This window comes from Candidatus Binatia bacterium (assembly GCA_036563615.1).
Classification (GTDB): Bacteria; Desulfobacterota; Binatia; order UBA12015; family UBA12015; genus DATCMB01.
In genome coordinates, this window is sequence record DATCMB010000019.1 from 153,087 (window position 1) to 178,617 (window position 25,531).

The following is a 25,531-nucleotide window of genomic DNA, read 5'->3' on the forward strand; positions in this document are numbered from 1 at the left end:
AGCGCACGCCTACGGTGCGGCTTCGGGCGCGTCGTCCGACGTCGTCGCCTGCGGGCCGGGCCGCAGCGGCGGCAGGCTCTCGCGGCGCGCGCGGATCAGGCTGCCGCGCGTCTCGCCGAGGTAGCGCTCGAGCAGCGCCGCGAACGCCGGCTCGGGATCGTCCCCGGCCGCGGCTGCCGCGGCGATCGCCCGCATGTCCTCGCGCATGCGCGCGTGCGTCGCCGCGGTGCGGAAGTCGAGCGTCGCCTCGTCGCCGACGAGCGCGCACATCCAGCCGACGGCGCGCGCGCCGGTGCGGCAGACCCGTGCGCGCTCCGGATCCTCGGCCTCGAGCGCGCTGCAGTAGGCGAGCAGCGCCACGTGGATGCGCGCGACGCGCGTGCGGCACTCGCCGCGCACCGCGCGCTGGCGCGCGAGCGCGTCCGGCTCGAGCGCGAGCCGCCCGACGTCGCCCAGCGTGTTGTGCTCGCAGCGATCGGCGATCCAGGCGCCTTCGCGCGCGAGGGTCGAGGTGAGCTCGCGGCGCGCGTCGTCGATGGTCGGACGCGCGCCGAAGGTGAGCACCGCCGACCACGCGCCGCCGCCGTGCACGGCGAGCCAGCCGCGACGCTCGAGGGCCCGCAGGTGCGCGTCGTCGGGCGGCAGGGCGAGCACGTAGACCTTGTCCGCGACCGCGATCTCGTCCGCCGGGTCGGGACGCGGCTGCACCTCGACCCAGTGCCCGCGCTCGCCCGCGAGGTCGCGGAAGGCGGCGAGCGCGCTCACGACGTAGACCGCGTAGCCGTGCACGAGGCGCCCGCGATCGACGTCGTCGGGCAGCGCCGCGGCGTCGGCGCGCATCTCCTGCCAGTCGAGCATGCGCGGTAGCGCGCGAGCAGCCAGAGCAGCTCCGCGCCGAGCGCCGGCGGACCGAGCGGGAAGAGCGTCGCGAGCACGGCCAGCGTCGCGGTGACCACGGCGCGCAGGCGCGGCCGTGACCAGCGCTCCATCCAGCGCGCGAGTGCGACGCCGCCGAGCGCCGCGCCGGCGAGCGACGACTGCAGCACGAAGCGGCTCGCGTCCTGCACGAGCCAGGCGAGCGGCGCCAGAGCCCAGGCGACGAGGAACGCGCGCTCGCGCGGCGCGCGCAGCGCCCAGACGAGCCCGACGAGCCACAGCAGGTCGACCAGCGGATCGATCATCCACGCGCTGTCGCCCTTGCGTCCGACGTACCAGGGCAGGCCGCGCAGGAAGTGGATCCAGTACGGCGCCGTCAGCACCGTGACCGGGATCCCGACCCGCACGAGGTCGCGCCCGCGCCGCGTGAGCAGCGCCGCGAGCGCGACGCCGAGCGGCGCGGTGAGAAAGCCGCCGAGGTGCGTGTAGCAGGCGAGCGTCGTGAGCAGCGCGGCGATCGTCAGCCGGCCGCGCAAGAACCCGTCGATCGCCCACGGCGTCAAGACGAACAACCGCCGGACGGCAGGTTGACCGAGTAGGAGCCCGAGGCAAAGGCGGCGCCGGTGAACGCCGCGACCGCGAGCAGCGCCGCGCGGTCTCCGTCCTCGCGACGCGTGAAGTGGAGCAGCGTCAGCACCGCGGCGAGCCAGCCGGCGAGCGCGATCAGCGCGTTCGCCAGCACGTACGCGTCGCCGTCGCCGCCGAGCATGCGTCCGACGAGCGCGATCGCGACGTGCACCGCGGGTCCCTGCAGGTTCGGACGGTGCGCGGGCGCGTAGTGGATGTCGTCCCAGAAGTAGGCGCCGTGCTCCGCGTACTGGCGCGCGAGCGCGACGTGGTACGCGGAGTCGACGCTCACGCGGTAGTCGCCGAGCGCCGCTGCGAGCAGCGCGCCGTGCAGGGCGACGAGCGCCCAGGTGGCGACGCGTAGCGCGCGGCCCGCGACGCGGCGCTCGAGGTAGCGCGTCACGCGCCCGGCGGCTCGTCGAAGCGGCCTCGAGGGCGCGTCCGCGGCATGGAGCCGGTCTAGGACCGAAGGATTCCTTCAGTCAATGGGGCGTCGGGCGGCGCCTTTGCGCGGCGTGTCGCAGAGCGTGCGTGCCGCCTCGCTCGCGAGGAGGCGTCCGATCGCGCGCCGCGTGCGACGTTTCGTACACGTGATCCCACGGCGCGGCGCGTGCGCTTTGCCGCAGCCCGACCCGGACGCGAGGATTTCGCGCATGGGTCTTGGACTGCTGGTGCTGGGGCTCGCGATCGGTGTCGTGAGCGGGATGGTCGGAGTCGGTGGCGGGGTGTTCCTCGTGCCGGCGCTTCACTACGTGTTCAAGTTCTCGCAACACGAGGCGCAGGGGACCTCGATCGCGGTGCTGGTGCCGCCGATCGGGATCTTCGCCGCGCTCGAGTACTGGCGGCACGGCTTCGTGCGCTTGCCGGTCGTCGCCTGGATCGCGGTGGGCTTCGCGTGCGGGGCGTTTCTCGGCGCGATGCTCGCCGGCCGCCTCGACGACAGCGTTCTGCGTCAGACCTTCGGTCTCTTCATGCTGTTCATCGCCCTGCAGATGGTCTTCAAGGACGACGAGCCGCACCTCCGCTCGGTGCTGCCGACGGCGGTCGCGACCGGCGCCATCGGTCTGCTGGCGTGGAGCCAGCGGCGCTTCGGTTGGGGGAGCCGCGCCCGGCGGCGTCTGGTGCGCTGGGTGCGGCGTCGCAGGCCGCCGCACGAGCTGGCGAGCGACGTCGAGTACCACATCTGACGTCGGCGCGGCCTCGAGCGTCGGCGTCAAGCACCGACGTCAAGCGCGCCGACGTCAAGCACCGACGTCGAGCGTCGAGCGGCGAGCGCGACGAGGCCGCCGTCGACGAGCGCGTCAGCCCTCGAGCGCCGTCATGCCGCCGTCGACCACCAGGTACGTCCCGGTGATGTACGACGACGCGGGCAGCACGAGGCTCAGGATCGCGTGCGCGACCTCTTCGGGCTCGCCGTAGCGCTTGAGCGGCACCTTGCGGCGCGCCCACTTCTGCTTGTTCTCCTCGGGGATCGGCGCCGTCATGCCGGTGCGGATCGGACCGGGGCAGATCGCGTTCACCGTGATGCCGCGCAGCGCGACCTCGACGGCGAGCCCGCGCGTCAAGCCGATCACGCCGTGCTTGCTCGCGGTGTAGGGGCTGAGAAGCGGTGTCGCACCGAGCCCCTCGGTCGACGCGATGTTGACGATGCGTCCCTCGCCGCACTTCTCGAGGTGGGGCAGCGAGGCGCGGATGACGCGCATCATGCCGTCGAGGTTGACGGCGAACGTCCGTCGCCAGGCGTCGTCGTCGCCGAACGGCGCCGGAATGCTCACGCCCGCGCAGTTGACCAGGATGTCGAGGCCGCCGAGCTCGGCGACGACCTTCGCGACCACGTCGCGAACGCTTTGGTCGTCGGCGACGTCCATGATCCAGGAGCGGGCGTCGCCGCCGCGCGCGCGTACTTCATCGACCAGGCTCTCGAGCCCTTCGCGCGCGACGTCGGTCGCGGCGACCGACGCGCCTTCCTCCGCGAACAGCTTCGCGGTCGCGCGGCCGATGCCGCTCGCCGCGCCGGTCACCAGCGCACGCTTGCCGCGGATCGATCGGCTGTAGTTCATCCTCTCGCAGCCTCCGTCGCAGCTTCCGCGCGTCTTACGGGAACAGCGCGCTCACCAGCTCGCCGACCGAGCGGATCATCTCGGCGTCGTCGGTCAGCGAGTTGGTCACCGCCACCGTGCAGGCGCGACGCGGCGCCACGCCACGGGCGATGAGCTGTCCGGCGTAGACCAACAAACGCGTGCTGACGCCCTCGCCGAGCCCCGCGCCGCGAAGCGTGCGCACCTTCTCGCCGAGCGTCGCGAGCAGCAGCGCGGTGTCGGCGTCGACGCCGCTCTCGTGGCGGATGATCTCCGCCTCGCGGTCCCGCGGCGGGTAGTCGAACTCGAGGCTCACGAAGCGCTGCCGGGTCGAGTGCTTCAGGTCCTTGAGCACGCTCTGGTAGCCGGGGTTGTAGGAGATGACGAGCAAAAAATCCGAGTGCGCTTCGATGGTCTCGCCGCGCTTGTCGATCGGCAGGATGCGGCGGTGGTCGGTGAGCGGGTGGATCAGGACGATCGTGTCCTTGCGCGCCTCGACGACCTCGTCGAGGTAGCAGATCGCGCCCGCGCGCACGGCCTGCGTCAGCGGACCGTCGATCCACACCGTCTCGTCGCCCTGGATGAGGTAGCGCCCGACCAGGTCGGACCCCGTCAGGTCCTCGTGGCAGGCGACGGTGATCAGCGACGGGCGCGTGTCGCCGGCGGGACGCGGCAACAGCTTGCTCGCCATGTACTCGACGAAGCGGGTCTTGCCGCAGCCGGTCGGCCCCTTGAGCAGCACCGGCAGGCGGCAGGCGTAGGCTTCGGTGAAGACCTCGACCTCGTCGCGGATGGGAAGATAGAACGGCGCGTCGTCGGCGGGCGCCGCGTTCGGCAGGGCTTGGCTCACCCCGTCGTTCTAGTGGATGCCGGGCGCTGGCGCGATCGCGGTCGGCTCGACGCCGAGGCTGCGGATGGCGCGCACCCAGAGCTCTTCCGGCGCGGTGTGGAACACGAGGTCGAGGTCGAGCGGCGCGTTGAGCCACGACGACATCGCGAGCTCGCTGTCGAGCTGCCCCGGACCCCAGCCCGCGTAGCCGAGGAAGAGCCGGCTGCGGTCGGGCTCGCAGTTGCGCGGATCGCCCTCGAGGATGCGCCGCAGGACGGTCGGCGAGTTCGACATGTACAGCCCCTCGCAGACCTCGAGGTTGCTCGCGTCGGACGGCGCCTGCCGGCAGAGCAGCCAGCCGCGCTCCTGGCTCACCGGACCGCCCTCCCACACCGTCAACGTCGCGTCCGACTCGATCGGCGGGTCGAGCGCCAGGAGCTCCCGCGCGTTCACGTGCACCGGACGGTTGACGATGAAGCCGAGCGCTCCCTCGTCGGTGTGCCTGCAGAGGAGGACCACGGCCCGGTTGAAGTTGGGGTCGTCCAGCTGCGGCATGGCGAGCAGCAGGCTGGGTGCGAGTCCTTCGTCCGCCATTGCGACCTCCTGGGGTGACTCAACTTAGCCCGTCGGTTCCGCCGCCACAACGCTCGCGCGGGTCGCGCGAACCTCACTGCACGAGGGCCGTCTGCGCGAGGCCGTCGAGGTCGTCGCGCGCGGCTGCGTATTCGGGATCGATGGACGTCGCGACCTCGAGAAGAATTCGCGCGTCGTCGACTTCGCCCTGCCAGAGCGCAAGGCGCGCGAGCCGGTGCAGCTGCCGTGCGCGGTTCGCGCGCGCCACGGCCACGTTGTAGCGCGCCATCTCCGCGTCGCGCTCGCGGCCCGCTCGCTCGTACACCAAGGCGAGCATCGCCCAGCCGTCCTCCCACACCGGATCGCGATCGAGCAGCTCCTGCTCGAGGAGCGGTCGGGCGTCCTCGAAGCGTCCGGCCGCGACGTAGATCGCGGCCGCCTCGCGCGCGAGGTCGTCGTCGCCGTGGGCGAAGCGCGAGCGCAGCAGAGCATCTGCGTCCTCGGCTGCCTCGTGATTCCGGTCGAGAGCGGCGCGTGCGCGCATGCGCAGCACCCGCGCCCGCGGATCGTCCGGACGCCGGGCGAGCGCGTCCTCCGCGTCCGCCAGCGCGAGCTCGGGTTGGTCCGCTTCGAGACGCACCTGGCCGCGCAGCAGGCGCGGCTCGAACGCGTCGGGCGCGAGCTCCACCGCTTCGTCGAGCGACGCGAGCTGGTTCTCGTGCGAGAGCTGGCCGCTGCGGTCGAGCGCGCGCACCATCGTGACCGCTGCCGTGATCGCGTGTCCCGCGCGGCCGCGCTCGCCCGCGGCGCGGAGAAGCTGCTCGGCGACCGGGTAGTCGCGTCGCTGCGCGGTGTACGACAGCGCGAGCGCGGCGACGCGCTCGTGGTCGAGCTCTTCACCGAGCGACTCGAGAAACGGCAACACCGCGTCGCTCGACTTGGCGAGCGCGCGCCAGTTGTCCGGCGTCGCGGTGCGGTTCGCGACCAGCGGCGCGCGCAGCTCGATGAACAGGTTGCCGTCGGAGTTGCGCACGCTCGCGCGACGCGCGAGCCGGTCGACGTCCGGGGGCAGCACGCGCAGCAGGCTCCAGAGGTCTTCGGTCGAGAAGTTTCGGACGCGGCGCAGATCCTCGCGGACTCCGTCGTCGAGGTCTTCCCAGCGCGGCAGGTCGTCGCGCGTGAGCGGCCGCCGCATCGCGAGCAGGAGGACGTTCGCGCCCATCCCGCGATCGGCGAAGCCGTAGACGTACGGAAACTCCGCGCGCATCGCGGCCAGCACCGCGGCGAGCGACTCGGGCTCCATGCCGTAGAGCTGCATCCACTGCAGCAGACGACCGTCGGGGCGCAGCGCGCGGCTCGCGGCTTTGAAGAACTCGTGCGTGAAGAGGTTCGCGACACCCGTCATCCACGGGTTCGAGGGCTGCGAGATGATGACGTCGTACGCGTCCTGCGCGTTCTCGAGGAAGGTGCGGCCGTCGTCGAGGATGACGCGCACGCGCGGATCGTCGAGCGGGCGTCCGTTGACGTCGTCGAAGAAGTGCGAGGCCTCGATCACCGCGGGCTCGATCTCGACCGCGTCGATGCGCTCGACGCCGTCGTGCTGCGCGACCGAGCCGACCGTCACGCCCGACGCCCAGCCGATCACCAGCACGTCGCGCGCGGGCGGTCCGAAGAGCAACGCGACGTGCGCGGGCAGCACCTGGTTCGGCATGTCCTCGCCGTCCGACGCGTCGACCTTGCCGTTCACCTTCATCGCCGTCATCCCGGCGAGGCGGTGCACGGAGATCGTCGCGTTGATGCCGTCGCGGTAGTAGAGCAGCGACGGCCGCGCCTCGCCGGCGAACGGCACCATCTCGATCGCGAAGGTCATGTGCGCGTCGGGGCTGTGGAACACGCCGCGCGTCAGCTTCGCGCGGTCGAACGGCAGCGACGTCGAGAGCAAAGCGATCGCCGCCGCGAGCGGCGCGGCCGCGGCGACCCGCGTCGTCGTTCCGCGCGCCGCACGGATCAGGAAGAGCGACGCCAAAGCGAGCGCGAGCGCCGAGGCGAGCGCGAGCATGCGCTCGAGGCCGATCGTCGGCAGCAGCACGAACCCCGCGACGAACGCGCCCGCCGCCGCACCGATCGTGTTCGCGAAGTAGACCCAGCCGATCGCGACGCCCGCATCGCGCGTCGACGCCGCGACGATGCGCGCGAGCAGCGGGAAGAGCCCGCCCAGGATCAGCGTCGGCGGCAGCAGCGTCGCCATGCAGAAGACGACCTGGAGAAAGACGAGGCTGCGATCCGCCTCCGGGCTGCGTGTGATCAAGCGCAAAAAGACGCTCGGTAGCTCGGGCAGCGCCGCCGTGGTCGCGAGCGCGAGCACGCCGAGCGCGGCGAGGCCGACGCCGAGCAGCAGCACCGGCCGCCGCGTGCGCTCGGCCCACCTGCGGAAGATCAGGCTGCCGAGCGCGATGCCGGAGAGGAAGGCGCCGAGCATGGCCGCGAAGCCGTAGATCGACGAGCCGAGCACGATCGCGAGACCGCGCATCCAGCCGACCTCGCAGACCAGCGCGACGAGGCCGACGCCGGCGTAGGCGGTGAGGACCGCCGCGGGCGCGACGTGCGCGTCGACCTGCGGCGCGAGCCGCGTCGGCGTCGCGGTCGGCCGTACGTCGGGCTGCACGTCGTGCCCGGCGTCGCGTGCGCGCGCCGCCGCAGCATCGACGGTCGCAGGAGCGCCGCGGATCAGCAGCGGCAGCAGCGCGACCGCGAGCACGCCGACCGCGATGTCGACCAGCGCCCCGATCAGGTTCGTCCGCCACACGCCGACCGCCGGGAAGAGCACGAAGGTCGCGACGAACACGCCCGCGACCGCGCCCAGCGTGTTGATCCCGTAGAGCAGGCCGCTGCCGCGTGCGATCCGCGGATCGTGCCGCACGAGCGCCGCGACCAAAATTGGCAGCGTGGCGCCCATCAGGACCGTCGGGATCAAGAACAAGCCGAGCGCGAGCACGAAGCGCCCGAGCGCCGCCGGCCAGAAGCTCAGGTCCTGCAGCACCGTGCGGTTCAGCACGGGGAACCAGCCGATCAGCGTCGGCACGAGGAGCGCGTAGAGGCCGATCGCGATCTCGATCCAGCCGTACGCGCGGACGCCGTCGCGCAGCCGGTCCGCCACGCGTCCGCCCGCAAGCCCGCCGAGCCCGAGGCCGAGCATGTAGGCGACGAGGATCGTGCTCGCCGCCAGCGTCGTGGAGCCGAAGACCAGCCGTAGTTGACGCGTCCAGACGACCTCGAGCGCGAGGCTACCGAAGCCGGACAGGAGGAAGCAGGTCGCGAGGAGAAGGATCCCGGCTTGCACTCGGCCCGCGGAGCCCGGACGCGCGGTCGCGGGAGCCATGCTGTGGCGCTATCACGGGAGTCGCGCGCTGGTCGATATGGCTTTTTGCCACACCGGCAATTCTGTGCGCACCCACGCACGCCTGAGCACCGCGAGCGCGCCACGACGAACGGCGCGCGACGCAGGACGGCGCCCGCACCACGCAGCACGGCCCCGCACCACGCAGCACGGGCCCCGCGCCGCGAGCGCATCTCGACGCCGCCGGACGCGGCGTCTACAGAAGCGCACGATGTCGACCTCGCCGCGCACCGAGCGCCTGAACCTCTGGATCGTGTGCGCCGCGCAGTTCCTCACCCTCGCCGGGATGACGGCGATCCTGCCGCTGCTGCCGCTCTACCTGCAGGACATCGGCGTCACCGACCGCGACGCGGTTCGCTACTGGACCGGCGTGCTGGGCTCGGCACCGTTCATCGTCGCCGTGTTCGCGACGCCGGTTTGGGGCACGTTCGCCGATCGCGTCGGGCACAAGCCGATGGTGGTGCGCTCGGTGTTCGGCATCGCGCTCGCGACGACCGGCATGGGCTTCGCGAACTCGGCGCTCGCGCTGCTCGGCTGGCGCGCGCTGCAGGGCGCGGTGAGCGGCGTGTTTCCCGCCGCGGTCGCGCTGCTCTCGGCGAGCACGCCGCCCGCGCGGGTCGGGCGTGCGCTCGCGATGCTGCAGAGCGCGCGCGCCGCGGGCAGCCTCTCGGGTCCATTGATCGGCGGCGTCATCGCCGACCTGGTCGGCATGCGCGCGCTCTTCTTCGGCGTCGGCGCGCTCGCCGCGACCGCCGGCCTCGTGTGCGCGATGGTGCTCGAGGAGCCGCGTCGCGAGGCCGCCGCGGCGCACGCGTCGCACGCGTCGCGGATCAGGCTCGCGCAGCTCGTCCGCGACCGCGGGACGCTCGCGCTGCTCGCGCTCGTCGTGCTCTTCCAGGTGATGATCATGGCGTCGTGGCCGACGCTCGCGCTGTTCGTCGAGAAGCTCGGCGTGCCGCGCGACGCGGTCGCGACCACCACGGGCTCCGTGATCTTCGTCGCCGGCGTGCCGGCGATGTTCATCAGCACCGCGTGGGCGCGGCTCGGCGGGCGTCACGGCGTCGAGCGGGTGATGCTCCTGTCGCTGGTGCTCTCCGGGCTCGCGTACGCGGCGGTCGGCTTCCTCGCGCGCCGGGTCGAGGTGCTGTTCGTGCTGCGGCTGCTCTCCGGCGTGTCGGTCGCGGGCTTCATTCCGCTCGTGTTCCAGCTGATCGGCTCGCGCGCGCCGGAGAGCGCGCGCGGTCGCATGGCGGGTCTCGGCTCGACCGCGATGATGATCGGCAACGTGATCGGACCGCTGCTCGGTGGCTGGCTCGCCGTGCACCTCGATCTCGCGGCGACGTTCTGGGTGCCGGGGCTCGCGATCGCCGCGGTCGGCATCGCGTTCGCGGCAGCGAGAGCCGGGCGCTCGGCGTGACGTCGCAGCGAGCGCTTTGCCGGTCGCTGCGCGCCGCGCGGCACGCGACCGTTCCTTCGCGCGGGCGGCATTGAGTCGAGGCGCGCGCTCTCGCATCCTCGCTGCTCGAGACCACCGGGGGAGGGCGGAGATGAGGGCGATCTCGGGCGTGGTGCTGGGGCTGCTGCTCGCGAGCGCGAGCGTCGCGCACGCCGCGGACTACTGGGTGAGAAACGGCGGCAACGACGCGAACGACGGCCTGTCGATCGCGACCGCGTGGGCGACGCTCGTGCACGCCGCGACCAGGGTCGCTCCCGGCGACACGGTGCACGTCCTCGACGGCGACTATCAGGGTTTCTACTTGACGCGCTCGGGCGCTCCGGGCGCGCCGATCACCTTCCGCGCCGAGGGACCGAACGTCCGCATCACCGCGAACAACCCGATCACGCCCGACGGCATCAACCTCGAGGGCGCGTCGCACGTCGTGATCGACGGCTTCGTCGTCAACGAGCGCACGCGCGCCGGCATCCGCGCCGTGCTCGGCTCGCACGTCACGGTGCGCAACTGCAAGCTCGGCTGGAACGGGCGCTGGGGAATCTTGACGGGCTTCGTCGACGACTTCGTCGCCGAGCACAACGAGGCGCACCACTCGCAGATCGAGCACGGCATCTACGTGTCGAACAGCTCCGACCGCCCGATCGTGCGCAACAACCTCATCTGGTCGAACAACGCGAACGGCATCCACTTCAACGGCGACGCGAGCCTCGGCGGCGACGGCCTGATCGAGGACGCGCTCGTCGAGGGCAACGTCATCTGGGACAACGGACGCGGCGGCGGCTCGGGCATCAACATGGACGGCGGGACGCGGAGCACGATCCGCAACAACCTGCTGTTCGACAACCACGCGAGCGGCATCAGCCTCTACCGCATCGACGCGAGCGCCGGCGCGAAGGACAACCTGGTGATCAACAACACGATCATCCAGGCGTCCGACGCGCGCTGGGCGATCAACATCAACAACGGCTCGACCGGCAACACGCTGCACAACAACATCCTCTACAGCTTCCACTCGTTCCGCGGCGTGATCTCGATCGACGCCTCGAGCCGGCCGGGCTTCTCGTCGGACTACAACAGCGTCATGAGCCGCTTCAGCGCGGACGGCGGCGACACCATCGTCTCGCTCGCCGCTTGGCAGGCGCTCGGCTACGACGTGCACTCGTTCGTCGCGACGCCCGCGCAGCACTTCGTCGCGCCGGGCAGCGACTTCCACCTCTTGCCGACGAGCCCCGCGGTCGACGCCGGCACGGCGAGCGGCGCGCCGACGGTCGACCTCGACGGTGCGCCACGTCCGGTCGGAGCGGGCGTCGACGTCGGCGCCTACGAGCTGCAGCTCGCGCAGTGCGGCGACGGCGACCTCGATCCGGGCGAGGAGTGCGAGAGCGACGACGACTGCGCGGCGGGCGCGACCTGCGCGGGCTGCACGTGCAGCGAGCCGCCGACGCCGGCGGTGTGCGAGAGCGGTCCGCTCGCGACGAAGCCGGTCCTCGTCCTGCGCGGCTCGCCGTTCTCGCTGACCTTCGCCGGGCAGGCGATCGTCCCGAAGCCGTGGAGCGGCGTCAATCCAAGCATCAATGGCGTGCGCGTCGTCGTCGCCGATGCGGACGGCGTGCGCTACGACGTCACCGTCCCCGGCGGCGAGCGCTGGACCGTGAACGCGGCCGGGACGCGCTGGCTTTACCGCGATCCGAAGGGCACCGTCGACGGGATCGTGCGCGTCGTGGTGCACGACCGCTCGCGCAAGGCGGACGGGCTCCTCGACTGGCGCGTGGTCGCGAAGCATCGGGAAGCCGTCGAGATGCCCGACCCGGCGTCGGCGACCGCCGCGATCGTGCTCGGCGCCGAGGACGAGTGCGCACGCGCGGCGTGGAATCCGCCGGGCGGCGCGCGGCCGCGCTGCCAGCTGCAGCGCGTGCGGGTCGCGTGCCGGTGAGCGTCGCGGACGTGCGCTGCGCGCGCGCCGCGGCGCAGCAAAGCGCGCAGATCAGCTCGCCCGCGGGCGGAACTTCGGCAGCGTGACCTCGGGGCTCAGCTCCTCGAAGGTGACCTCGACCGGCATGCCGATCGTGATCTTCTCGCGCGGGCAGTCGACGAGGTTCGACAGCACCCGCACGCCCTCCTCGAGCTCGACCACCACCACCGGGTACGGGACCTCGGTCGCGAAGCCGGGGTGGTAGATCTGGTGCATCACGTAGAAGCTGTAGACCTCTCCGCGCCCCGAGACCTTCGTCCAGTCGGCGTTGCGCGACCAGCAGCGGCTGCATACCTCGCGCGGCGGAAAGCGGAGCAAGCCGCAGTCGGTGCAGCGCTGCACCACGAGCTCGCCGCGCTTGGCGGCCTCGAAGAACGGCGCCAGCTCTTCGGTGACGCGCGGAACGGGCTTGGCGATCGCGTTCATGCTCAGCTCGGGTGCTTCGAGAGCAGCAGCGTCGCGTGCGTCGACAGCACGCCGCCGTTGCCGCTCACCAGACAGAGATCGTTCTTCTCGACTTGACGCGCGCCGCCCTGGCCGCGCAGCTGGATGACGGCCTCGCTGATCGGCGTCATGCCCCACATGTAGAACGACGAGAGCTGCCCGCCGCCCGTGTTGACCGGCAGCGAGCCGCCGGGAGCGATGCGTCCGTCGGCGACGAACGGTCCGCCCTCGCCCTTCTTGCAGAAGCCGTAGTCCTCGAGCGTCACCAGCACGGTGAAGGTGTAGCAATCGTAGATCTCGCAGAAGTCGACGTCCGCGAGCGTCGCGCCGGCCATCTCGAAGGCGGTCTTCGCGGCGATGGGTGCGCCCGACGTGAGCGTCTCGATCGGATCGCCGCCCGGATGCCCCTGACCCATGCCGAGGACGTACACCGGCGGCTGACGCAGCGAGCGCGCGCGCTCGGCGCTCGTGACGATCACCGCGAGCCCGCCGTTCGACACGAGGCAGCAGTCGAGCAGGTGGAACGGCTCCGCCACCCAGCGCGACGCGTGGTACTCCTCGAGCGTCAGCGGCTTGCCGTAGAACTGCGCGCGCGGGTTGCCCTGCGCCCAGGCGCGCTCGGCGACCGCGATGGCGCCGAGGTGGTCGTTGGTCGTGCCGTAGCGGTGCATGTGACGCTGCGCGACCAGCGCGTAGAGGCCGTTCACGCCGAACGCGCCGTACGCGGCGTTGAGGTCGCCGGCGAAGGCGTAGGCGCCCGACGAGCCGGAGCCCGAGCCCTTCTCGCCCGCGGGCCGCGGCGGCTTGAGCGGCGCGTCGGAGAACACGCACGCGACGTTCGTCGCGAGCCCGGCCTCGATCGCGAGCGCCGCCTGCATGATCATCGCGCCGGCGGTCGCGCCGCCGAGGTTCATCGCCGCCGACAGACGCAGGTCCTTGAGACCGAGCGCTTGCTGCAGCGCGAACGAGCCCATGGTCGCGGCCTGGCCCCAGGTGAGCCCGGGGTTGACCAGCAGACCGTCGAGGTCCTGCGCCTCGAGACCTGCGTCCTCGAGCGCGAGCCGCACCGCTTCGACCGCGAAGCCGACCGCGCTCGGGCCGTACACCTTGCCCTGCTCGGTGATGCCGAGCCCGGCGATCGCGACCTTTGCCGTTCGGGACGCCATGTGCGCGTTGTACGGAAGCGATGACCCCGATCTCAAGCAGCGGCGTCGCGAGGCGATGAGCGCTCTGCGGATCAGCATCGAGCTGCCGGTCCACGGCGTCACCTTCGCGCAGGTGCGCGAGCTCGCGCGCGCCTGCGAAGCGGCTGGGCTCGACGGCGTCTGGGTGCCGGATCATCTCGTGTCGCTGCGTCCCGACGGCGAAACGCCGCTCGAGTGCACGACGCTGCTCGCAGCGCTCGCCGCGACGACGACGCTGCGCATCGGACCGCTCGTGCTCGCGCTGCCGCTGCGCGCGCACGCGCTGCTCGCGCTGCAGATGCGGACGCTCGCCGCGCTGGCGCCGGGGCGACTGGTGCTCGGCGTCGGGCTCGGCGGCTTCACCTACCGTCGCGCGGCACGTGCGCTCGGCGTCACCGCGCGCGACGACGCCGAGCGCGCCGCCACGCTCGCCGACGACGTCGCGCGGCTGCGCGCATCCGTGCAGGAGGACGCGGCGCAGCCGGTGCCGGTCTGGCTCGGCGGACGCTCGCGCGCCGTCCTCGACGCGGCCGCACGGGTCGCGGACGGCTGGAACTGTCCGTTCGTCGCCGAGCTCGAGGCGCGCAGCCGCGAGCTCGATCGGGCGTGCGCCGCCGCGGGTCGCGACCCCGCGACGCTCACGCGCTCGGTCTACTGCCTCGCGGCGCTCGCGGAGAGCGACGCCGAAGCGCGCCGACGTGCCGACGCGGCGCGCACGATGACGCGGCTCTTCGGCGACCTCGAGCGCGCGCACGTCTTCGGCACGCCGCCGCGCGCGCTCGCGCGCCTGCGGGAGCTACGGGCGCTCGGCGTGAGCGAGGTCGTGCTGCACATCGCCGGCGACCACGCGAGCAAGCTCGACGCGGTCGCGCTGCTCGCGCGCGACGTCCTGCCCGCGCTGCGCGCCGGCTGAGTCGCGTCCGCCGCGCGACACGCGCCGAGCTCCGCCGCGCCCGCCGGGTGACATCCCGCCCGCGAGCTCACGGCGTCTGCCGAGCTACGCCCCGAGCAGCCACAGCCACGCGCCGGCGATCGCCAGCGTCGCGAGCGTCACCGGCACGCCGACCCGCGCGTGCGTGCGCCAGTCGATCTCGAGCCCGGTCCGCGACGCCTGCTCGAGCACGATGATGTTCGCGATGCTGCCGACGACGATCAGGTTGCCGGCGAGCGTGCTCGACAGCGCCAGCACCGGGCCCGCGAGCGGATCGGTCGCCGCCGGCAGCAGCAGCATCACCGCAGGGACGTTCGACACCAGGTTCGAGAGCGTCGCCGCGACGACGAAGAGCCAGCCCGGCTCGCGCAGGTCGAGGCCGACCGCCGCCGCTTCGTGCACCATCGCGGCCGCGGCGCCGCTCGCGCTGAATGCGTGATTGACGACGAAGAGCCCGATGAACAGCACCAGCAGGTGCCAGTCGACGAGCGCGAGCTGGGCGCGCGACGCCGTTCGCCGGCTGACGAGCAGGATGCCGGCGCCGGTCAGCGCGACGAGCTCGCGCGGCAGCTCGGTGAAGAGGAAGAGCAACACGATGCCTCCGAGCACGAGCAGACCCTTCGTGCTCTGCCAGGCGTCGAAGCGCACCTGCAGCGCGCGCGCCTGCTTGGTGGCGTCCGGCAGCGGCGCCGCGTTCCAGCGCCCTCCGTAGAGCGCGCGGATCACCAGCCACACGACGCCGAGACCGAGCAGCACCGGCACGGACGCGTCGAGCAAGTAGCCCGCGAACGACAGCCCGAGCCTTTGTCCGAGCAGCATGTTCTGCGGGTTGCCGATCAGCGTCGCCGCCGAGCCGACGTTGGCGGCGCAGGCGAGCGCGAGCAGGAACGGCACCGGATCGAGCTTGCGCCGCGCGCACACCTCGATCAGCACCGGCGTCATCGCGAGGCAGACGATGTCGTTCACCAGCACCGCCGACAGGGCGCCGGCGAGCACGATCACCAGCGCGAGCAGTCGCTCGGGCGACGTCTGGTGCAGCGTGAGGCGCCGCGTGACGAGACCGTAGAAGCCGCCCTGACGGAGCTGCGCCGAGACGATCATCAGCCCGAAGAGCAGCGCGATCGTCTCCACGTCGACCGCCTGCCAGGCCTCGTCGACGCCGACGCGCTCGGTTGCGAGCAGCGCGATCGCGCCGAGCAGCGCGATCCCGGTGCGGTCGATCAGCAGGCCCGGCACGCCGCCCGCGAGCATGCCGAGATAGACCAGCGCGAAGATGGTCAGGCCCGTGGCGTCCACGCGCCGCAGTTAGCAGCGCACTGCGCTTTCCCGCTACGCTGCTATGCTCGGCGACGCCCGCTTCCCTTCCGGTCGAGCCGATCGTTCACCGGAAGACGGGAGGCGGCCATGCAACTGGAGGATGCGATGACGCGTGCACGTAGCTGGTGGTTTGCGGTTCTGCTCGTGGGAGCGCTCGGGTTGCCGACGGCGGCCCGGGCGGGCGTCGTCATCGTGACGGAGAGCGAGGAGCCGGGCGATGCCGTCGGCAAGAGCGGGCAGCCGCCGGCCGCCTCCGCGAAGGCCGCGAACGACCCAGCGGCGAAGGACAAGCGTCGCCTGACGGGCCTTCTCTACGCGTCGGGCACGGACGTGCGCATGGAGGGCACGCGCACGGACGCCGACGAGAAGGAGTCCGGCACCGTTCTCTTCCGCGGCGCGAACGACACGCTGATCGTGATCGACGACCAGGAGAAGACCTACTTCGAGATCACCCGCGCCGACGCCAAGCGGCTCGCTTCGTCGCTCGAGTCGGCGCGCGCGCAGATCCGCGCCCAGATGGAGAACATGTCGGCCGAGGACCGCGCCGCGGTCGAGCAGGCGATGAAGGAGTTCGGCGGGCTCGGCAGCGCCGGGCAGAAGAAGGAGCCCGCGCCGCTCAAGGCGGTCGCCACCGGCAAGACGAGCTCCGTCGAGGGGCGCTCGTGCCGCGAGTTCGAGGTGCAGCGCGGCGGCAAGCGCATCGCCGAGGCCTGCGTCGCGTCGTGGAGCGACACCGGGCTCAAGCCCGACGACCTCGTCGGCCTGCGCAAGCTCGCCGAGTTCCAGCGCGAGGTGCTCTCCGCGATGAACTGGGAGGGTCTCGAGGCCGCGCCCGGTGCCGAGGTGTTCGAGCTGCTCGACGAGGTCGGCGGCTTCCCGGTGCGCGTGCGTGCCACCGAGGACGGCGAGACGGTCGAGTTCCGCGTCAAGGACATCCAGCGCAAGGACATCGATCCGAAGCTGTTCCAGGTGCCCGCGGGCTACGAGCGCGCCGCGCTGCCCGGCTGACGGAGCCTGCTTTTTGCGCACTGCCCGCGCATTGGGCAGCGCGCGCGGCGCGTCGAATCCGCGCGCTCAGCAACGACGGGCGGTTCGCGACGCCGCCGGCTGGCGCGACGCTTGCGCTAGGCGGCGGACGTGCTGTCTGTGCTCCGTTTCGTCGTCGTCGTTCTCGCGCTGGCGCCGCTACGAGGGGTGGCCGAGGCCACCCCTCGTGCGGTCCCGGGTTGCCCGGGCTACGCGAGCTTGATGAGCGCGGCTGCCGACGCGCTCAGACAGGGCGACCAGCAGCAAGCGCTCGAGAAGCTGCGCGCGGCGCGCGAAGCGCTCGACCGCTGCAGCCGCGGCGCGAAGCCGCAGGACGAGGGCGTCGTCGCGGCGGGCTGAGCCGTCGCCGCGAGCGTACGCCTCCCCTCGGCGCGGTGCGCTCGCTTCGCGAAGGGTGAGCTCGGGTCAGAACGGCGTGCTCGGGCCGCTCACCGCCGCGTCGACCTCGCGCGGGTCGACGCGCTGACCGCTCTCGAGCGCATCGATCAGCATCTGCACGCGGCGCTTCTCGAGCAGGATCTCCTGCTGCGCCGCGCCCTTGGTGGCCGACGCCTGCGCGGCGAGCTGACGCTCGGCGCTCTCGAGGCGTTCGAGGTCGGCGCTGCTGCGGGTCGTCGTGGTCGTCGTCGTGGTGGTGGTCGAGGTCTGCGCGGCGACCGGGGTCGCGGCGAGGGCGACGCCCAGCGCGGCGAGCGCGACGAATCGTGGTGCCTTCTTCATGGTTCCCTCCTGAGTGGTTGTGAGGAGCGTACCGCTCGGGTGGTGAACGCATGGTTCGCGGTACCGAGGAAGAGCCTACCACGATCCTCCGGGAGCGGAACCGCGGCGCAGGTTGCGCCCTGACGCCCGCGTGCGCGGCCTGCTAAGCGTGCGCCATGCGGGTGACCCTCGACTGGCTCGGCGTCTCGACCTTCCGCCTCGTCGTCGGCGAGCTGACGATCTTCCTCGACGCCTACATCGACCGCGTGCCGGCGGCGCCGCCGGTCGGCATGACGGTCGCCGACGTGAAGCGCGCCGACTGGGTGCTGATCGGGCACTCGCACTTCGACCACCTGTGGGGCGCGGAGCGCATCGCGCGTCAGACCGGCGCCACCGTGATCGGCTCACACGAGACCGTGCGCCTGCTGCACGACGTCGACAGGATCCCCGAGCAGCAGCTCATGGCGGTCGCGGGCGGCGAGCCGATCGAGCTCGCGAAGGACGTGCGCGTGCGCGTCTTCCCGAGCCTGCACTCGTGCATCTGGGCGACGATGGGCTCGGCGGCCGACGATCCCTGCCTCGGCGACCTCGGCGTCAAGCATCAGGAGCGCGTCATGCGCGTCGAGGGCGCGATGCAGCTCCTGCACTCGGGCGCGCTTGGCGACGACATCGCCAAGCACATGCACGAGAGCGACCGCCATCCGCGCGGCGAGGGCGGGTCGTTCGCGTTCCTCATCGAGACGCCCGCCGGCTCGATCTTCTGGAAGGACAGCTCCGGGCACTGGAGCGGTCTCCTGCGCGACCTCCGGCCCGACGTCGCGCTGCTCGCCGCGGTGGGCCGCGGCAACGTCGACGGCGAGCCCCACCAGGGGACGCTCGCGAGCTTCGTCGCCGACGAGGTCGAGCTGCTGAAGCCCGGCCGCGTCATCCTCTGCCACCACGACGACTGGATGCCGCCGCTCACCAGGCCGATCGACACGGAGCCGATCCGCCGCGAGCTCGAGCGGCGCACGCCCGGCGCGCAGCTCGTCGAGATGGGCTACCTCGAGGGGCGGACGATCCTCGGCTGACCCGCGGCGTCGGCGCGCGGCGCGGCGCGCACGACCGTCTCGCGCGCGCCGCTCAAGCCCGCGCGGCGCTCACGCGACCGCGCTCCAGTAGACGAGCGTGCCGAAGCCCGTCATGCGCGAGCCGCGCTCGCGCACGTCGCTGAAGCCCGCCGCGCGGATGATCTCGGGCAGGCGTCCGGTCAGGTTGGGAAGCACGCGGTCCTCGCCGTCGAACAGGCGGATCGGCAGCGACAGGAGCCACATCAGCGCGTTGCTGGGCGGACCGAAGTCGGCGACGTGCAGCTCGCCGCCCGGACGCAGCGCCGCGCGCGCGGCGCGCAGCGCGCCGAGCTTCTCGTCGGCCGTGAGATGGTGCAGGACGAGCGTCGACAGCACGCGGTCGAGCGAGCCCGGCTGCAGGCCGACCTCCTCGATCCTCCCCTGGCGCAGCTCGACCTCGACCTTGGCGTCGGCGAGCTTGCCGCGCGCGATGTCGAGGATCTTCGGGTCGACGTCGATCCCGATGACGCGCGCCGTCGGGTGCGAGCGCTTCACCATGAGCGCCAGCGTGCCGGTGCCGCAGCCCAGGTCGACGACGGTCATCCCGGGCTGGATCCGCGCCTGGTCGACGAGCTGTTGCTTGACCTCGTCCTCGCGCAGCAGGAGCCGGATGCAGGGGTCGTAGAGCGGCGTCAGCCAGTCGAGGCCCATCGCGGGCACGAACGAGTGTGAGTGCTTGTGCGTTGCTTCCACGTCGTCCTCCGTGGCGTCCGGCCTATACCACCTGGGGGTATATGTCCAGTACCTGCGGTGAAAAGCTTGCCGATAGAGCGTAACCCCACCGTCGTCTTGTCGAGCGTACCGGGTAAGGGTACTGTCCACGCTCATGAACGCGACCACGAAGCGCTCCTGTCTCGCGCGTCTCGGGCGCATCGAGGGCCAGGTGCGCGGCATCGCCCGCATGGTCGACGACGACCGCTACTGCATCGACGTCATCACGCAGATCCAGGCGGTGAAGGCGGCGTTGCGGCGCGTCGAGGAGGAGATCCTGCGCGACCACGTCGCGCACTGCGTCGAGGAGGCGATCCGCAGCGGCGACGCGAAGGAACAGCGCAAGAAGGTCGCGGAGCTGATCGAGGTGCTGGGCCGGCGCAAGGCCTAGCGGTCGCAGGCGAGTCGGAGGCGAGGCGAAATGAAGGCGATACGCGTCGAGAAGCACGGCGGCCCGGAGGTGCTCGAGCTGCGCGAGGTGCCGGATCCGCAGCCCGGCGCCGGCCAGGTGCGGATCCGCGTGCACGCGGCCGGCGTCAATCCGGTCGACACGTACATCCGCGCGGGTCAGCAGGGCTACACCGCGGCGCTGCCGTACACGCCCGGCATGGACGCCGCGGGCGTCGTCGACGCGGTGGGCGAGGGCGTCACGCAGCTCGCGGTCGGCGACCGCGTCTACACCAACCTCGCGCTCACCGGCACGTACGCCGAGCTCACGCTCGCGCCGGCCGAGCAGGTGCGTCGCTTGCCGGAGCGCCTGAGCTTCGCCCAGGGCGCGGCGATCGGCATCCCATACTTGACGGCGTACCGCGCGCTCTTCCAGCGCGCGCAGCTCAAGCCCGGCGAATGGCTGCTCGTGCACGGCGCGAGCGGCGGCGTCGGCACGGCGGCGGTGCAGCTCGCGCGCGCCGCCGGCGCGATCGTGATCGGCACCGCGGGCACCGACGAGGGACGGCGCAGCGTCGCCGAGCAGGGCGCGCACCACGTCCTCGACCACCACGCGCCGGACTACCTCGCGCGCGTGCGCGAGCTCACGGACGGACGCGGCGTCGACGTGATCGCCGAGATGCTCGCCAACGTGAACCTCGCGAAGGACTTCGAGGCGCTCGCACGCTACGGCCGCATCGTGGTGATCGGCAGCCGCGGCACGCTCGAGTTCGAGCCGCGTCTCACGATGCGCATCGACGCGACGATCCTCGGCATGTCGCTCGCGAACACGCCGCCGGAAGAGTTCGCGCGCGCGCACGCCGCGGTCGCGGCCGGCCTCGAGAACGGCACGCTGCGTCCGGTCGTCCGCTGCGAGCTGCCGCTCGCCGAGGCGGCGAAGGCGCACGAGCTCGTCCTGCAGCCGGGCGCGCTCGGCAAGATCGTGCTGGTGCCGTAGCGGAGCGCGGCGCGCACGCCGCGCGTCGCCCGTAGCAGGGGCTTCGCGTTGACCCTGCAGCGTGCCCCCGGCTATGGGCGCGCATGGCGTACGAAACCATCCTCTACGAGCGCAGGGACGCGGTCGCGCTCATCACGCTGAACCGCCCCGATCGCCTCAACGCCTGGACGCCGGCGATGGCCGAGGAGCAGGTGCGCGCGATCGAGGCCGCCAACGCGGACCCCGAGGTCGGCGCGATCGTCATGACCGGCGCGGGGCGCGGCTTCTGCGCCGGCGCCGACATGGAGGACACCTTCAAGACGCGCCTCGAGGGCAAGGACCCGGGCGCGAACACGGCGGGCGGCTCGGGCGGCATGCCCGCCAACGTCGACTGGGTGGGGCTGCTGCGGCGCTCGAAGCCGCTCGTCGCGGCGGTCAACGGCGCCGCGGTCGGCATCGGCATGACGATGATCCTGCCGTTCGACGTCATCATCGCCTCGGAGCGCGCGCGCTTCGGGATGTTCTTCATCAAGGTCGGGCTCGTGCCGGAGCTCGCGAGCACGCACTTCCTCGTGCAGCGGGTCGGCTTCGGTCGCGCGAGCGAGATGTGCTTGTCGGGCAAGCTCTACGACGCGCGCGAGGCGCACGCCTGGGGTCTCGCCGATCGGCTCACCACCCCCGACCAGCTCCTGCCGGACGCGCTCGCGCTCGCCGGCGAGATCGCGGCGAACCCGGCGCCGCAGCTGCGCATGATCAAGCAGCTTTTGACCGAGAACGGCAGCGCGACCGACCTCACGCAGGTCCAGCAGCGCGAGAGCGAGATGCTGCGCGAGTGCTGGAAGTCGCCCGAGCACAAGGAGGCGGTGGCCGCGTTCCTCGAGAAGCGCCCGCCGCGCTTCGTACGCCGATGAGGACCCCTGTGCCCATGACGAGCAACAGATTCAGAGAAACGGTCCGCGGCGCGCTGCTCGCGCTGCTCGTGGTTGCGTTCGCGGCCTGCGGCGACGCGCACGATCGCGGCCCCTGCGCGGGCAAGACCGGAGCCGCCGGCACGCGGCAGATCACCATCGCCTCGGGCGGCCTCGAGCGCACCTTCGAGCTCGTCGTGCCCGAGGCGGCGGTCGGCGGCGCGCCGGTGCCGCTCGTCCTCGTCTACCACGGCGTCTTCTCGACCGGCGCGCAGATCCTCGCCACGACGGGCTTCGCCGAGAAGGCGCTGGCGGAGGGCTTCATCACCGCCGCGGGCGACGGCATCGGGCGGTCGTGGAACGCCGGCGTCTGCTGCGACCCCGCGATGAGCGAGAACGTCGACGACGTCGGCTTCACCCGCGACATGGTCGCCGCGATCGAGAGCGAGTACTGCATCGACCCGCAGCGGATCTACGCGACCGGCTTCTCGAACGGCGGCGCGATGGCCTTCCGCCTCGCCTGCGACGCGGCCGACCTCTTCGCCGCGTTCGCGCCGGTCGGCGGCTCGCTGGCGCTCTTCCCGTGCGAGCCGGCGGCGCCGCGCCCCATGCAGATCATCAACATGGTCGAGGATCCCGTCGTGCCGTTCGCGCTCGGCGAGTTCTCGCTGCGCGAGTTCGTCAAGCACAACTCGTGCAGCGAGACGCGCGTGCTCGTCGAGCTCGCGCCGAACGCGACCTGCGAGGTCGCGCCCGAGTGCGCCGACGGCGCGACCACCGAGCTGTGCGCGGTCACGGGCCTCGGCCACGACTGGCCGGGCGGCGAGCGCGATCCGCAGGGGACGTTCAGCGCGACCGACGCGGCGTGGAGCTTCCTCTCGGCGTTCAGCCTGAGCCCGTGACCGTCCGGCGCGCGCGCAGGCGCGCGCCGAGGTCGTGCACCCAGGCGTAGAACGTCGGCAGCGCGAGCAGCGTGAACGCGGTCGACGTGACGAGCCCGCCGATCATCACGATCGCGAGCGGCCGCTCGATCTCGGTGCCGTGCAGCGGCAGCACGAGCAGCGGCAGCAGACCGAGGATCGCCGTCGACGCGGTGAGCAGCTTCGGCCGCACGCGTCCGATGCTCGCCTCGCGCAGCGCGTCCGCGAACGGACGCCCTTCCGCGACCAGCGAGCGCGTCTGCGTGATCAGCACGAGCCCGTTCTGCACCGCGATGCCGAAGAGCCCGATCAGCCCGACGAGCGACGACACGTTCCAGGTCTCGCCGGCGAGGAGCAGCGCGACGATGCCGCCGACGAACGCGTCGGGCAGCGTCGCGAGGATCACCGCGACCTCGGCCGCCGCGCCGAGCGCGAGCTGCAGCAGCACCACGACCGCGAGTAGCGCGAGCGCGATCGCGATCGTCAGCGAGCGCGCCGCGCGCGCCTGGCTCTCGACGCGTCCGCCGACGTCGAAGAAGTAGCCGGTCGGCAGCGCGAGCTCGGCGGCGAGCCGCTCGCGCACCTCCTCGGCCGCGGAGACGAGGTCGCGCCCGACGACGCTCGCCTCGACCGCGACGCGGCGCGAGCCGGCCTCGCGCCGGATCGACGCCGGACCCGTCGTCTGCTCGATGCGCGCGAGCTGGCCGAGCGGGATGCGGCTGCCGTCGTGCCCGTCGACCAGCAGCGTGCGGATCGCGCTCAGGTCGTTGCGTCGGTGGTCCTGCAGGCGCACGACGAGGTCGAAGCGCCGCTGCCCGACCCACACCTCGCTCTGCCGCTCGCCGACCATGCCGACGCGCACCGCCTCGATGACGTCGCCCGGCGTCAAGCCAACGCGCGCCACCGCCGCGCGGTCGACCTCGATGCGGAGCTGCGGCAGACCGGTCGTGCGCTCGACGCGCAGGTCCGAGAGCCCGTCGATGCCGCGCATGATCTCCTCCGCGCGCGCGGCGAGGCTCGCGAGCGTGTCGAGGTCGGGACCGAAGATCCGCACCGCGATGTCCGACGGCGTGCCGCCGAGGCCTTCGTCGATGCGCATGCCGAGCGGTGTGGTGAACAGCGCGTTGATGCCGGGGATCCTGGCGATCGCCTCGCGCATGCGCTCGGTGATCTCGTCGAGCGTGCCCGTGCGCCGCTCGCGCAGCACGACCAGCACGTCGGACAGCGTGTGCGGCATCGGGTCTTCCGTCTGCTCCGAGCGTCCGGTGCGGCGCACGATCTGCGCGACGTCCGGCACCTCGCGCAGCGCGTCCTCGACGCGGTGGTTCAGCCGGTCGACCTCCTCGAGCGAGGCCTCGGGCGGGACGCTGGTCTGGATCATCAGCGCGCCCTCGTCGAGCCGCGGCATGAAGTCGGAGCCGACGACGAAGGCGAGCGCGAGCCCGGGCACGGTGATCGCGAGCGTCGCGAGTCGCACCGCGCCGGCGTGGCGCATCGCGCCGTCGAGCAGCGGCGCGTAGAGTTGCTTGACGCGGGCGATGATCCAGGTGTCCTCGTCCGCCGCGCGCCGTCGCGGCGACAGGAAGAGCGCCGCGGCGACCGGCACCGCGGTCAGCGCCAGCACGAGCGACGACGCGAGCGCGGCGATCACCGCCGCCGCGAGCGGCCGGTACATGCGTCCCTCGATGCCGGTCATCCAGAGCAGCGGCAGGAAGACCGCGACCACGATCGCGGCCGCGAACGCGATCGGGCGGCCCATCTCGATCGCCGCGGCGAGCGCGATCGCGCGCCGCTCGGCGGGCGTGGCGTCGCCCGCGGGCGCCGCGCGCGTCGTCAGCCGGTGCGAGATGCCCTCCACCATGATGATCGACGCGTCGACCAGCAGCCCGACCGCGATCGCCAGCCCGCCGAGCGTCATGGTGTTGAGCCCGACGCCCCAGGTCTCGAGCAGCAGCCCGGAGAGCGCGATCGACAGCGGGATCGTCGCGGTGACGATCAGCGCCGCGCGCCAGTCGCCGAGCAGCGCGAACAGCACGAGCACGACCAGCACGGCGCCCGCGAGCACCGCGCGCGCCACACCGCCGAGCGCGTCTGCGACGAGCTTCGACTGGTCGTAGTCGACGTCGATGGTCACGCCGTCGGGCAGCGTGCGGCGCAGATCCTCGACCGCGCGTCGCACACCATCGCCGACCGCGACGGTGTCGGCGCCGTACTGCTTGATGACGCGGACGTGCACCACCTCCTCGCCGAGGCGGTGCGCGAGCCCGCGTCGCACGCTCGGGCCCTCGATGACGTCGGCGACGTCGGCGACCAGCACCGGTGTCACGCCGCGCACCGCGACCACCGTCGAGCGGACGTCCTCGACGGTGCGCGCGCGCCCAACGGCGCGCACGCTCCACTCGATCGGACCCTGCACGACGAAGCCGCCCGACGCGTTCTCGTTCGCGCCCTGCACCGCGTGCAGCACCTCGTCGAGCGTCACGCCGCGCACGGCCATGCGGTCGGGATCGAGCTGCACCTGAAACTCGCGCAGGTAGCCGCCGATGCGCTCGACGGCCGCGACGCCCGGCACGGCGAGGAGTCTATTCTTGACTTCGACCTCGGCGAGGTCGCGCAGCGTCATCAGGTCGACCGCGCCCGGCTTCGCGCCGAGCGTGATCTCGACCACCTCGTTGAGGCGTCCGGTGACGTTGGAAAGCAGCGGCGTGCCGGTGCCCGGCGGAAGCTGTGGCGCGACCTGCGCGACGCGCTCCGAGACGAGCTGGCGCGAGCGGTAGTAGTCCGCGTCCGGCTCGAGCTCGACGGTGATCTGCGCGACGCCGAGCTGGCTCGTCGAGCGGATGCGCCGCACCTCGGGGACGCCCGCGAGCGCCGTCTCCATCGGGATCGCGATCCCGAGCTCGAGCTCCTCGGCGCTCATCGCGGGGTTCTGGACGATGACGTTGAACACCGGCGCGGCGAGGTCGGGGAAGACGTCGCGCCGCAGACCGAGGAGCGCGCTCGCGCCGAGCGCGGCGCCCGCGAGGGTGAGCAGCACGACGAGCGCCGGCTGCGCGAACGAGGCCCGGACGATGCGTGCGATCATGTCCGCCC

24 protein-coding genes are annotated in these 25,531 nt (G+C 72.4%); 11 read left to right on the top strand and 13 right to left on the bottom strand.

The window, feature by feature from the left end; all coding sequences use genetic code 11:
• Nucleotides 1-9 precede the first annotated feature (9 nt).
• The 3 genes from VIS07_16395 to VIS07_16405 are packed head-to-tail and all read right to left on the bottom strand — an operon-like array spanning nt 10 to nt 1,906.
• Nucleotides 10-858, bottom strand: coding sequence for a hypothetical protein (locus tag VIS07_16395; protein HEY8517092.1), 849 nt, complete (start codon nt 856-858; stop codon nt 10-12).
• Complete coding sequence (locus VIS07_16400) at nt 762-1,439, bottom strand: hypothetical protein (protein HEY8517093.1); 678 nt, start codon at nt 1,437-1,439, stop codon at nt 762-764. The genes VIS07_16395 and VIS07_16400 overlap by 97 nt, the downstream gene beginning before the upstream one ends.
• The gene (locus tag VIS07_16405; protein HEY8517094.1) at nt 1,436-1,906 is read right to left on the bottom strand and encodes a hypothetical protein; all 471 of its coding nucleotides are present in this window, start codon (nt 1,904-1,906) and stop codon (nt 1,436-1,438) included. Before VIS07_16405 ends, VIS07_16400 begins: the two co-directional genes overlap by 4 nt.
• Nucleotides 1,907-1,988: 82 nt before the next feature.
• Here VIS07_16405 and VIS07_16410 point away from each other — a divergent pair, with 82 nt between their 5' ends.
• Nucleotides 1,989-2,690: a sulfite exporter TauE/SafE family protein gene (locus VIS07_16410; GenBank protein HEY8517095.1), complete on the top strand. Its 702-nt coding sequence runs from the start codon at nt 1,989-1,991 to the stop codon at nt 2,688-2,690.
• Between the two features lie 114 nt (nt 2,691-2,804).
• On the opposite strand, the gene VIS07_16415 is transcribed toward VIS07_16410, so the two are convergent.
• The 4 genes from VIS07_16415 to VIS07_16430 all read right to left on the bottom strand — a co-directional run bounded on the left by VIS07_16415 (nt 2,805) and on the right by VIS07_16430 (nt 8,323).
• On the bottom strand, nt 2,805-3,563 hold the full coding sequence (locus VIS07_16415) for an SDR family NAD(P)-dependent oxidoreductase (protein HEY8517096.1): 759 nt from the start codon (nt 3,561-3,563) through the stop codon (nt 2,805-2,807).
• 34 nt (nt 3,564-3,597) lie between these two features.
• Nucleotides 3,598-4,431, bottom strand: a complete 834-nt coding sequence (locus VIS07_16420) for a CbbQ/NirQ/NorQ/GpvN family protein (GenBank protein HEY8517097.1) — start codon at nt 4,429-4,431, stop codon at nt 3,598-3,600.
• 9 nt (nt 4,432-4,440) lie between these two features.
• Nucleotides 4,441-5,004, bottom strand: a complete 564-nt coding sequence (locus tag VIS07_16425; GenBank protein ID HEY8517098.1) for a YqgE/AlgH family protein — start codon at nt 5,002-5,004, stop codon at nt 4,441-4,443.
• Nucleotides 5,005-5,077: 73 nt separating this feature from the next.
• Complete coding sequence (locus VIS07_16430) at nt 5,078-8,323, bottom strand: fused MFS/spermidine synthase (GenBank protein HEY8517099.1); 3,246 nt, start codon at nt 8,321-8,323, stop codon at nt 5,078-5,080.
• A gap of 268 nt (nt 8,324-8,591) precedes the next feature.
• Between VIS07_16430 and VIS07_16435 the strand changes: the two genes are divergently transcribed.
• Nucleotides 8,592-9,797 carry an MFS transporter gene (locus VIS07_16435; GenBank protein HEY8517100.1) on the top strand — a complete coding sequence of 402 codons (1,206 nt, stop codon included), beginning with the start codon at nt 8,592-8,594 and terminating at the stop codon, nt 9,795-9,797.
• A gap of 130 nt (nt 9,798-9,927) precedes the next feature.
• Complete coding sequence (locus VIS07_16440; protein HEY8517101.1) at nt 9,928-11,766, top strand: right-handed parallel beta-helix repeat-containing protein; 1,839 nt, start codon at nt 9,928-9,930, stop codon at nt 11,764-11,766.
• A gap of 51 nt (nt 11,767-11,817) precedes the next feature.
• On the opposite strand, the gene VIS07_16445 is transcribed toward VIS07_16440, so the two are convergent.
• Both VIS07_16445 and VIS07_16450 read right to left on the bottom strand, forming a co-directional pair.
• A complete protein-coding gene (locus VIS07_16445) occupies nt 11,818-12,231 on the bottom strand; it encodes an OB-fold domain-containing protein (protein HEY8517102.1) in 414 nt (137 codons plus the stop codon).
• A 2-nt stretch (nt 12,232-12,233) separates the two neighbouring features.
• The gene (locus tag VIS07_16450) at nt 12,234-13,415 is read right to left on the bottom strand and encodes a thiolase family protein (protein ID HEY8517103.1); all 1,182 of its coding nucleotides are present in this window, start codon (nt 13,413-13,415) and stop codon (nt 12,234-12,236) included.
• A gap of 7 nt (nt 13,416-13,422) precedes the next feature.
• On the opposite strand from VIS07_16450, the gene VIS07_16455 reads away from it, so the two are divergent.
• Nucleotides 13,423-14,346, top strand: coding sequence for an LLM class flavin-dependent oxidoreductase (locus tag VIS07_16455; GenBank protein ID HEY8517104.1), 924 nt, complete (start codon nt 13,423-13,425; stop codon nt 14,344-14,346).
• An 84-nt stretch (nt 14,347-14,430) separates the two neighbouring features.
• Here VIS07_16455 and VIS07_16460 read toward each other — a convergent pair whose 3' ends face one another.
• Nucleotides 14,431-15,660: an anion transporter gene (locus VIS07_16460; GenBank protein HEY8517105.1), complete on the bottom strand. Its 1,230-nt coding sequence runs from the start codon at nt 15,658-15,660 to the stop codon at nt 14,431-14,433.
• A gap of 126 nt (nt 15,661-15,786) precedes the next feature.
• Between VIS07_16460 and VIS07_16465 the strand changes: the two genes are divergently transcribed.
• Both VIS07_16465 and VIS07_16470 read left to right on the top strand, forming a co-directional pair.
• On the top strand, nt 15,787-16,689 hold the full coding sequence (locus VIS07_16465; GenBank protein HEY8517106.1) for a DUF4412 domain-containing protein: 903 nt from the start codon (nt 15,787-15,789) through the stop codon (nt 16,687-16,689).
• 240 nt (nt 16,690-16,929) lie between these two features.
• Nucleotides 16,930-17,067 carry a hypothetical protein gene (locus VIS07_16470; GenBank protein HEY8517107.1) on the top strand — a complete coding sequence of 46 codons (138 nt, stop codon included), beginning with the start codon at nt 16,930-16,932 and terminating at the stop codon, nt 17,065-17,067.
• 66 nt (nt 17,068-17,133) lie between these two features.
• Here VIS07_16470 and VIS07_16475 read toward each other — a convergent pair whose 3' ends face one another.
• Complete coding sequence (locus VIS07_16475) at nt 17,134-17,448, bottom strand: hypothetical protein (GenBank protein ID HEY8517108.1); 315 nt, start codon at nt 17,446-17,448, stop codon at nt 17,134-17,136.
• A gap of 155 nt (nt 17,449-17,603) precedes the next feature.
• Between VIS07_16475 and VIS07_16480 the strand changes: the two genes are divergently transcribed.
• Complete coding sequence (locus VIS07_16480; protein ID HEY8517109.1) at nt 17,604-18,497, top strand: MBL fold metallo-hydrolase; 894 nt, start codon at nt 17,604-17,606, stop codon at nt 18,495-18,497.
• 69 nt (nt 18,498-18,566) lie between these two features.
• Here the strand turns inward: VIS07_16480 and VIS07_16485 are convergent, their stop codons facing one another.
• Nucleotides 18,567-19,229, bottom strand: a complete 663-nt coding sequence (locus tag VIS07_16485; protein HEY8517110.1) for a methyltransferase domain-containing protein — start codon at nt 19,227-19,229, stop codon at nt 18,567-18,569.
• A gap of 133 nt (nt 19,230-19,362) precedes the next feature.
• Between VIS07_16485 and VIS07_16490 the strand changes: the two genes are divergently transcribed.
• The 4 genes from VIS07_16490 (at nt 19,363) to VIS07_16505 (ending at nt 22,420) form a co-directional block, all read left to right on the top strand.
• Nucleotides 19,363-19,638 (top strand): metal-sensitive transcriptional regulator, encoded by a 276-nt coding sequence (locus VIS07_16490; GenBank protein ID HEY8517111.1) that lies wholly within the window; start codon nt 19,363-19,365, stop codon nt 19,636-19,638.
• A gap of 30 nt (nt 19,639-19,668) precedes the next feature.
• Complete coding sequence (locus VIS07_16495) at nt 19,669-20,631, top strand: NADPH:quinone reductase (GenBank protein HEY8517112.1); 963 nt, start codon at nt 19,669-19,671, stop codon at nt 20,629-20,631.
• Nucleotides 20,632-20,714: 83 nt separating this feature from the next.
• Nucleotides 20,715-21,521, top strand: a complete 807-nt coding sequence (locus VIS07_16500) for an enoyl-CoA hydratase-related protein (protein ID HEY8517113.1) — start codon at nt 20,715-20,717, stop codon at nt 21,519-21,521.
• A 14-nt stretch (nt 21,522-21,535) separates the two neighbouring features.
• On the top strand, nt 21,536-22,420 hold the full coding sequence (locus VIS07_16505; GenBank protein HEY8517114.1) for a PHB depolymerase family esterase: 885 nt from the start codon (nt 21,536-21,538) through the stop codon (nt 22,418-22,420).
• Here VIS07_16505 and VIS07_16510 read toward each other — a convergent pair.
• On the bottom strand, nt 22,404-25,523 hold the full coding sequence (locus VIS07_16510; GenBank protein HEY8517115.1) for a CusA/CzcA family heavy metal efflux RND transporter: 3,120 nt from the start codon (nt 25,521-25,523) through the stop codon (nt 22,404-22,406). The two genes, VIS07_16505 and VIS07_16510, sit on opposite strands and share 17 nt — an antisense overlap.
• Nucleotides 25,524-25,531 lie beyond the last annotated feature (8 nt).

What these genes read in the sequence shown, in the direction of transcription:
- VIS07_16490 (HEY8517111.1), top strand. Translation starts at nt 19,363, where the DNA reads ATGAACGCGACCACGAAGCGCTCCTGTCTCGCGCGTCTCGGGCGCATC.
- VIS07_16500 (HEY8517113.1), top strand. Translation starts at nt 20,715, where the DNA reads ATGGCGTACGAAACCATCCTCTACGAGCGCAGGGACGCGGTCGCGCTC.
- VIS07_16445 (HEY8517102.1), bottom strand. Translation starts at nt 12,231, where the DNA reads ATGAACGCGATCGCCAAGCCCGTTCCGCGCGTCACCGAAGAGCTGGCG.
- VIS07_16395 (HEY8517092.1), bottom strand. Translation starts at nt 858, where the DNA reads ATGCTCGACTGGCAGGAGATGCGCGCCGACGCCGCGGCGCTGCCCGAC.
- VIS07_16440 (HEY8517101.1), top strand. Translation starts at nt 9,928, where the DNA reads ATGAGGGCGATCTCGGGCGTGGTGCTGGGGCTGCTGCTCGCGAGCGCG.
- VIS07_16425 (HEY8517098.1), bottom strand. Translation starts at nt 5,004, where the DNA reads ATGGCGGACGAAGGACTCGCACCCAGCCTGCTGCTCGCCATGCCGCAG.
- VIS07_16435 (HEY8517100.1), top strand. Translation starts at nt 8,592, where the DNA reads ATGTCGACCTCGCCGCGCACCGAGCGCCTGAACCTCTGGATCGTGTGC.
- VIS07_16480 (HEY8517109.1), top strand. Translation starts at nt 17,604, where the DNA reads ATGCGGGTGACCCTCGACTGGCTCGGCGTCTCGACCTTCCGCCTCGTC.
- VIS07_16450 (HEY8517103.1), bottom strand. Translation starts at nt 13,415, where the DNA reads ATGGCGTCCCGAACGGCAAAGGTCGCGATCGCCGGGCTCGGCATCACC.
- VIS07_16505 (HEY8517114.1), top strand. Translation starts at nt 21,536, where the DNA reads ATGACGAGCAACAGATTCAGAGAAACGGTCCGCGGCGCGCTGCTCGCG.
- VIS07_16475 (HEY8517108.1), bottom strand. Translation starts at nt 17,448, where the DNA reads ATGAAGAAGGCACCACGATTCGTCGCGCTCGCCGCGCTGGGCGTCGCC.
- VIS07_16465 (HEY8517106.1), top strand. Translation starts at nt 15,787, where the DNA reads ATGACGCGTGCACGTAGCTGGTGGTTTGCGGTTCTGCTCGTGGGAGCG.
- VIS07_16510 (HEY8517115.1), bottom strand. Translation starts at nt 25,523, where the DNA reads ATGATCGCACGCATCGTCCGGGCCTCGTTCGCGCAGCCGGCGCTCGTC.
- VIS07_16415 (HEY8517096.1), bottom strand. Translation starts at nt 3,563, where the DNA reads ATGAACTACAGCCGATCGATCCGCGGCAAGCGTGCGCTGGTGACCGGC.
- VIS07_16495 (HEY8517112.1), top strand. Translation starts at nt 19,669, where the DNA reads ATGAAGGCGATACGCGTCGAGAAGCACGGCGGCCCGGAGGTGCTCGAG.
- VIS07_16470 (HEY8517107.1), top strand. Translation starts at nt 16,930, where the DNA reads ATGAGCGCGGCTGCCGACGCGCTCAGACAGGGCGACCAGCAGCAAGCG.
- VIS07_16410 (HEY8517095.1), top strand. Translation starts at nt 1,989, where the DNA reads ATGGGGCGTCGGGCGGCGCCTTTGCGCGGCGTGTCGCAGAGCGTGCGT.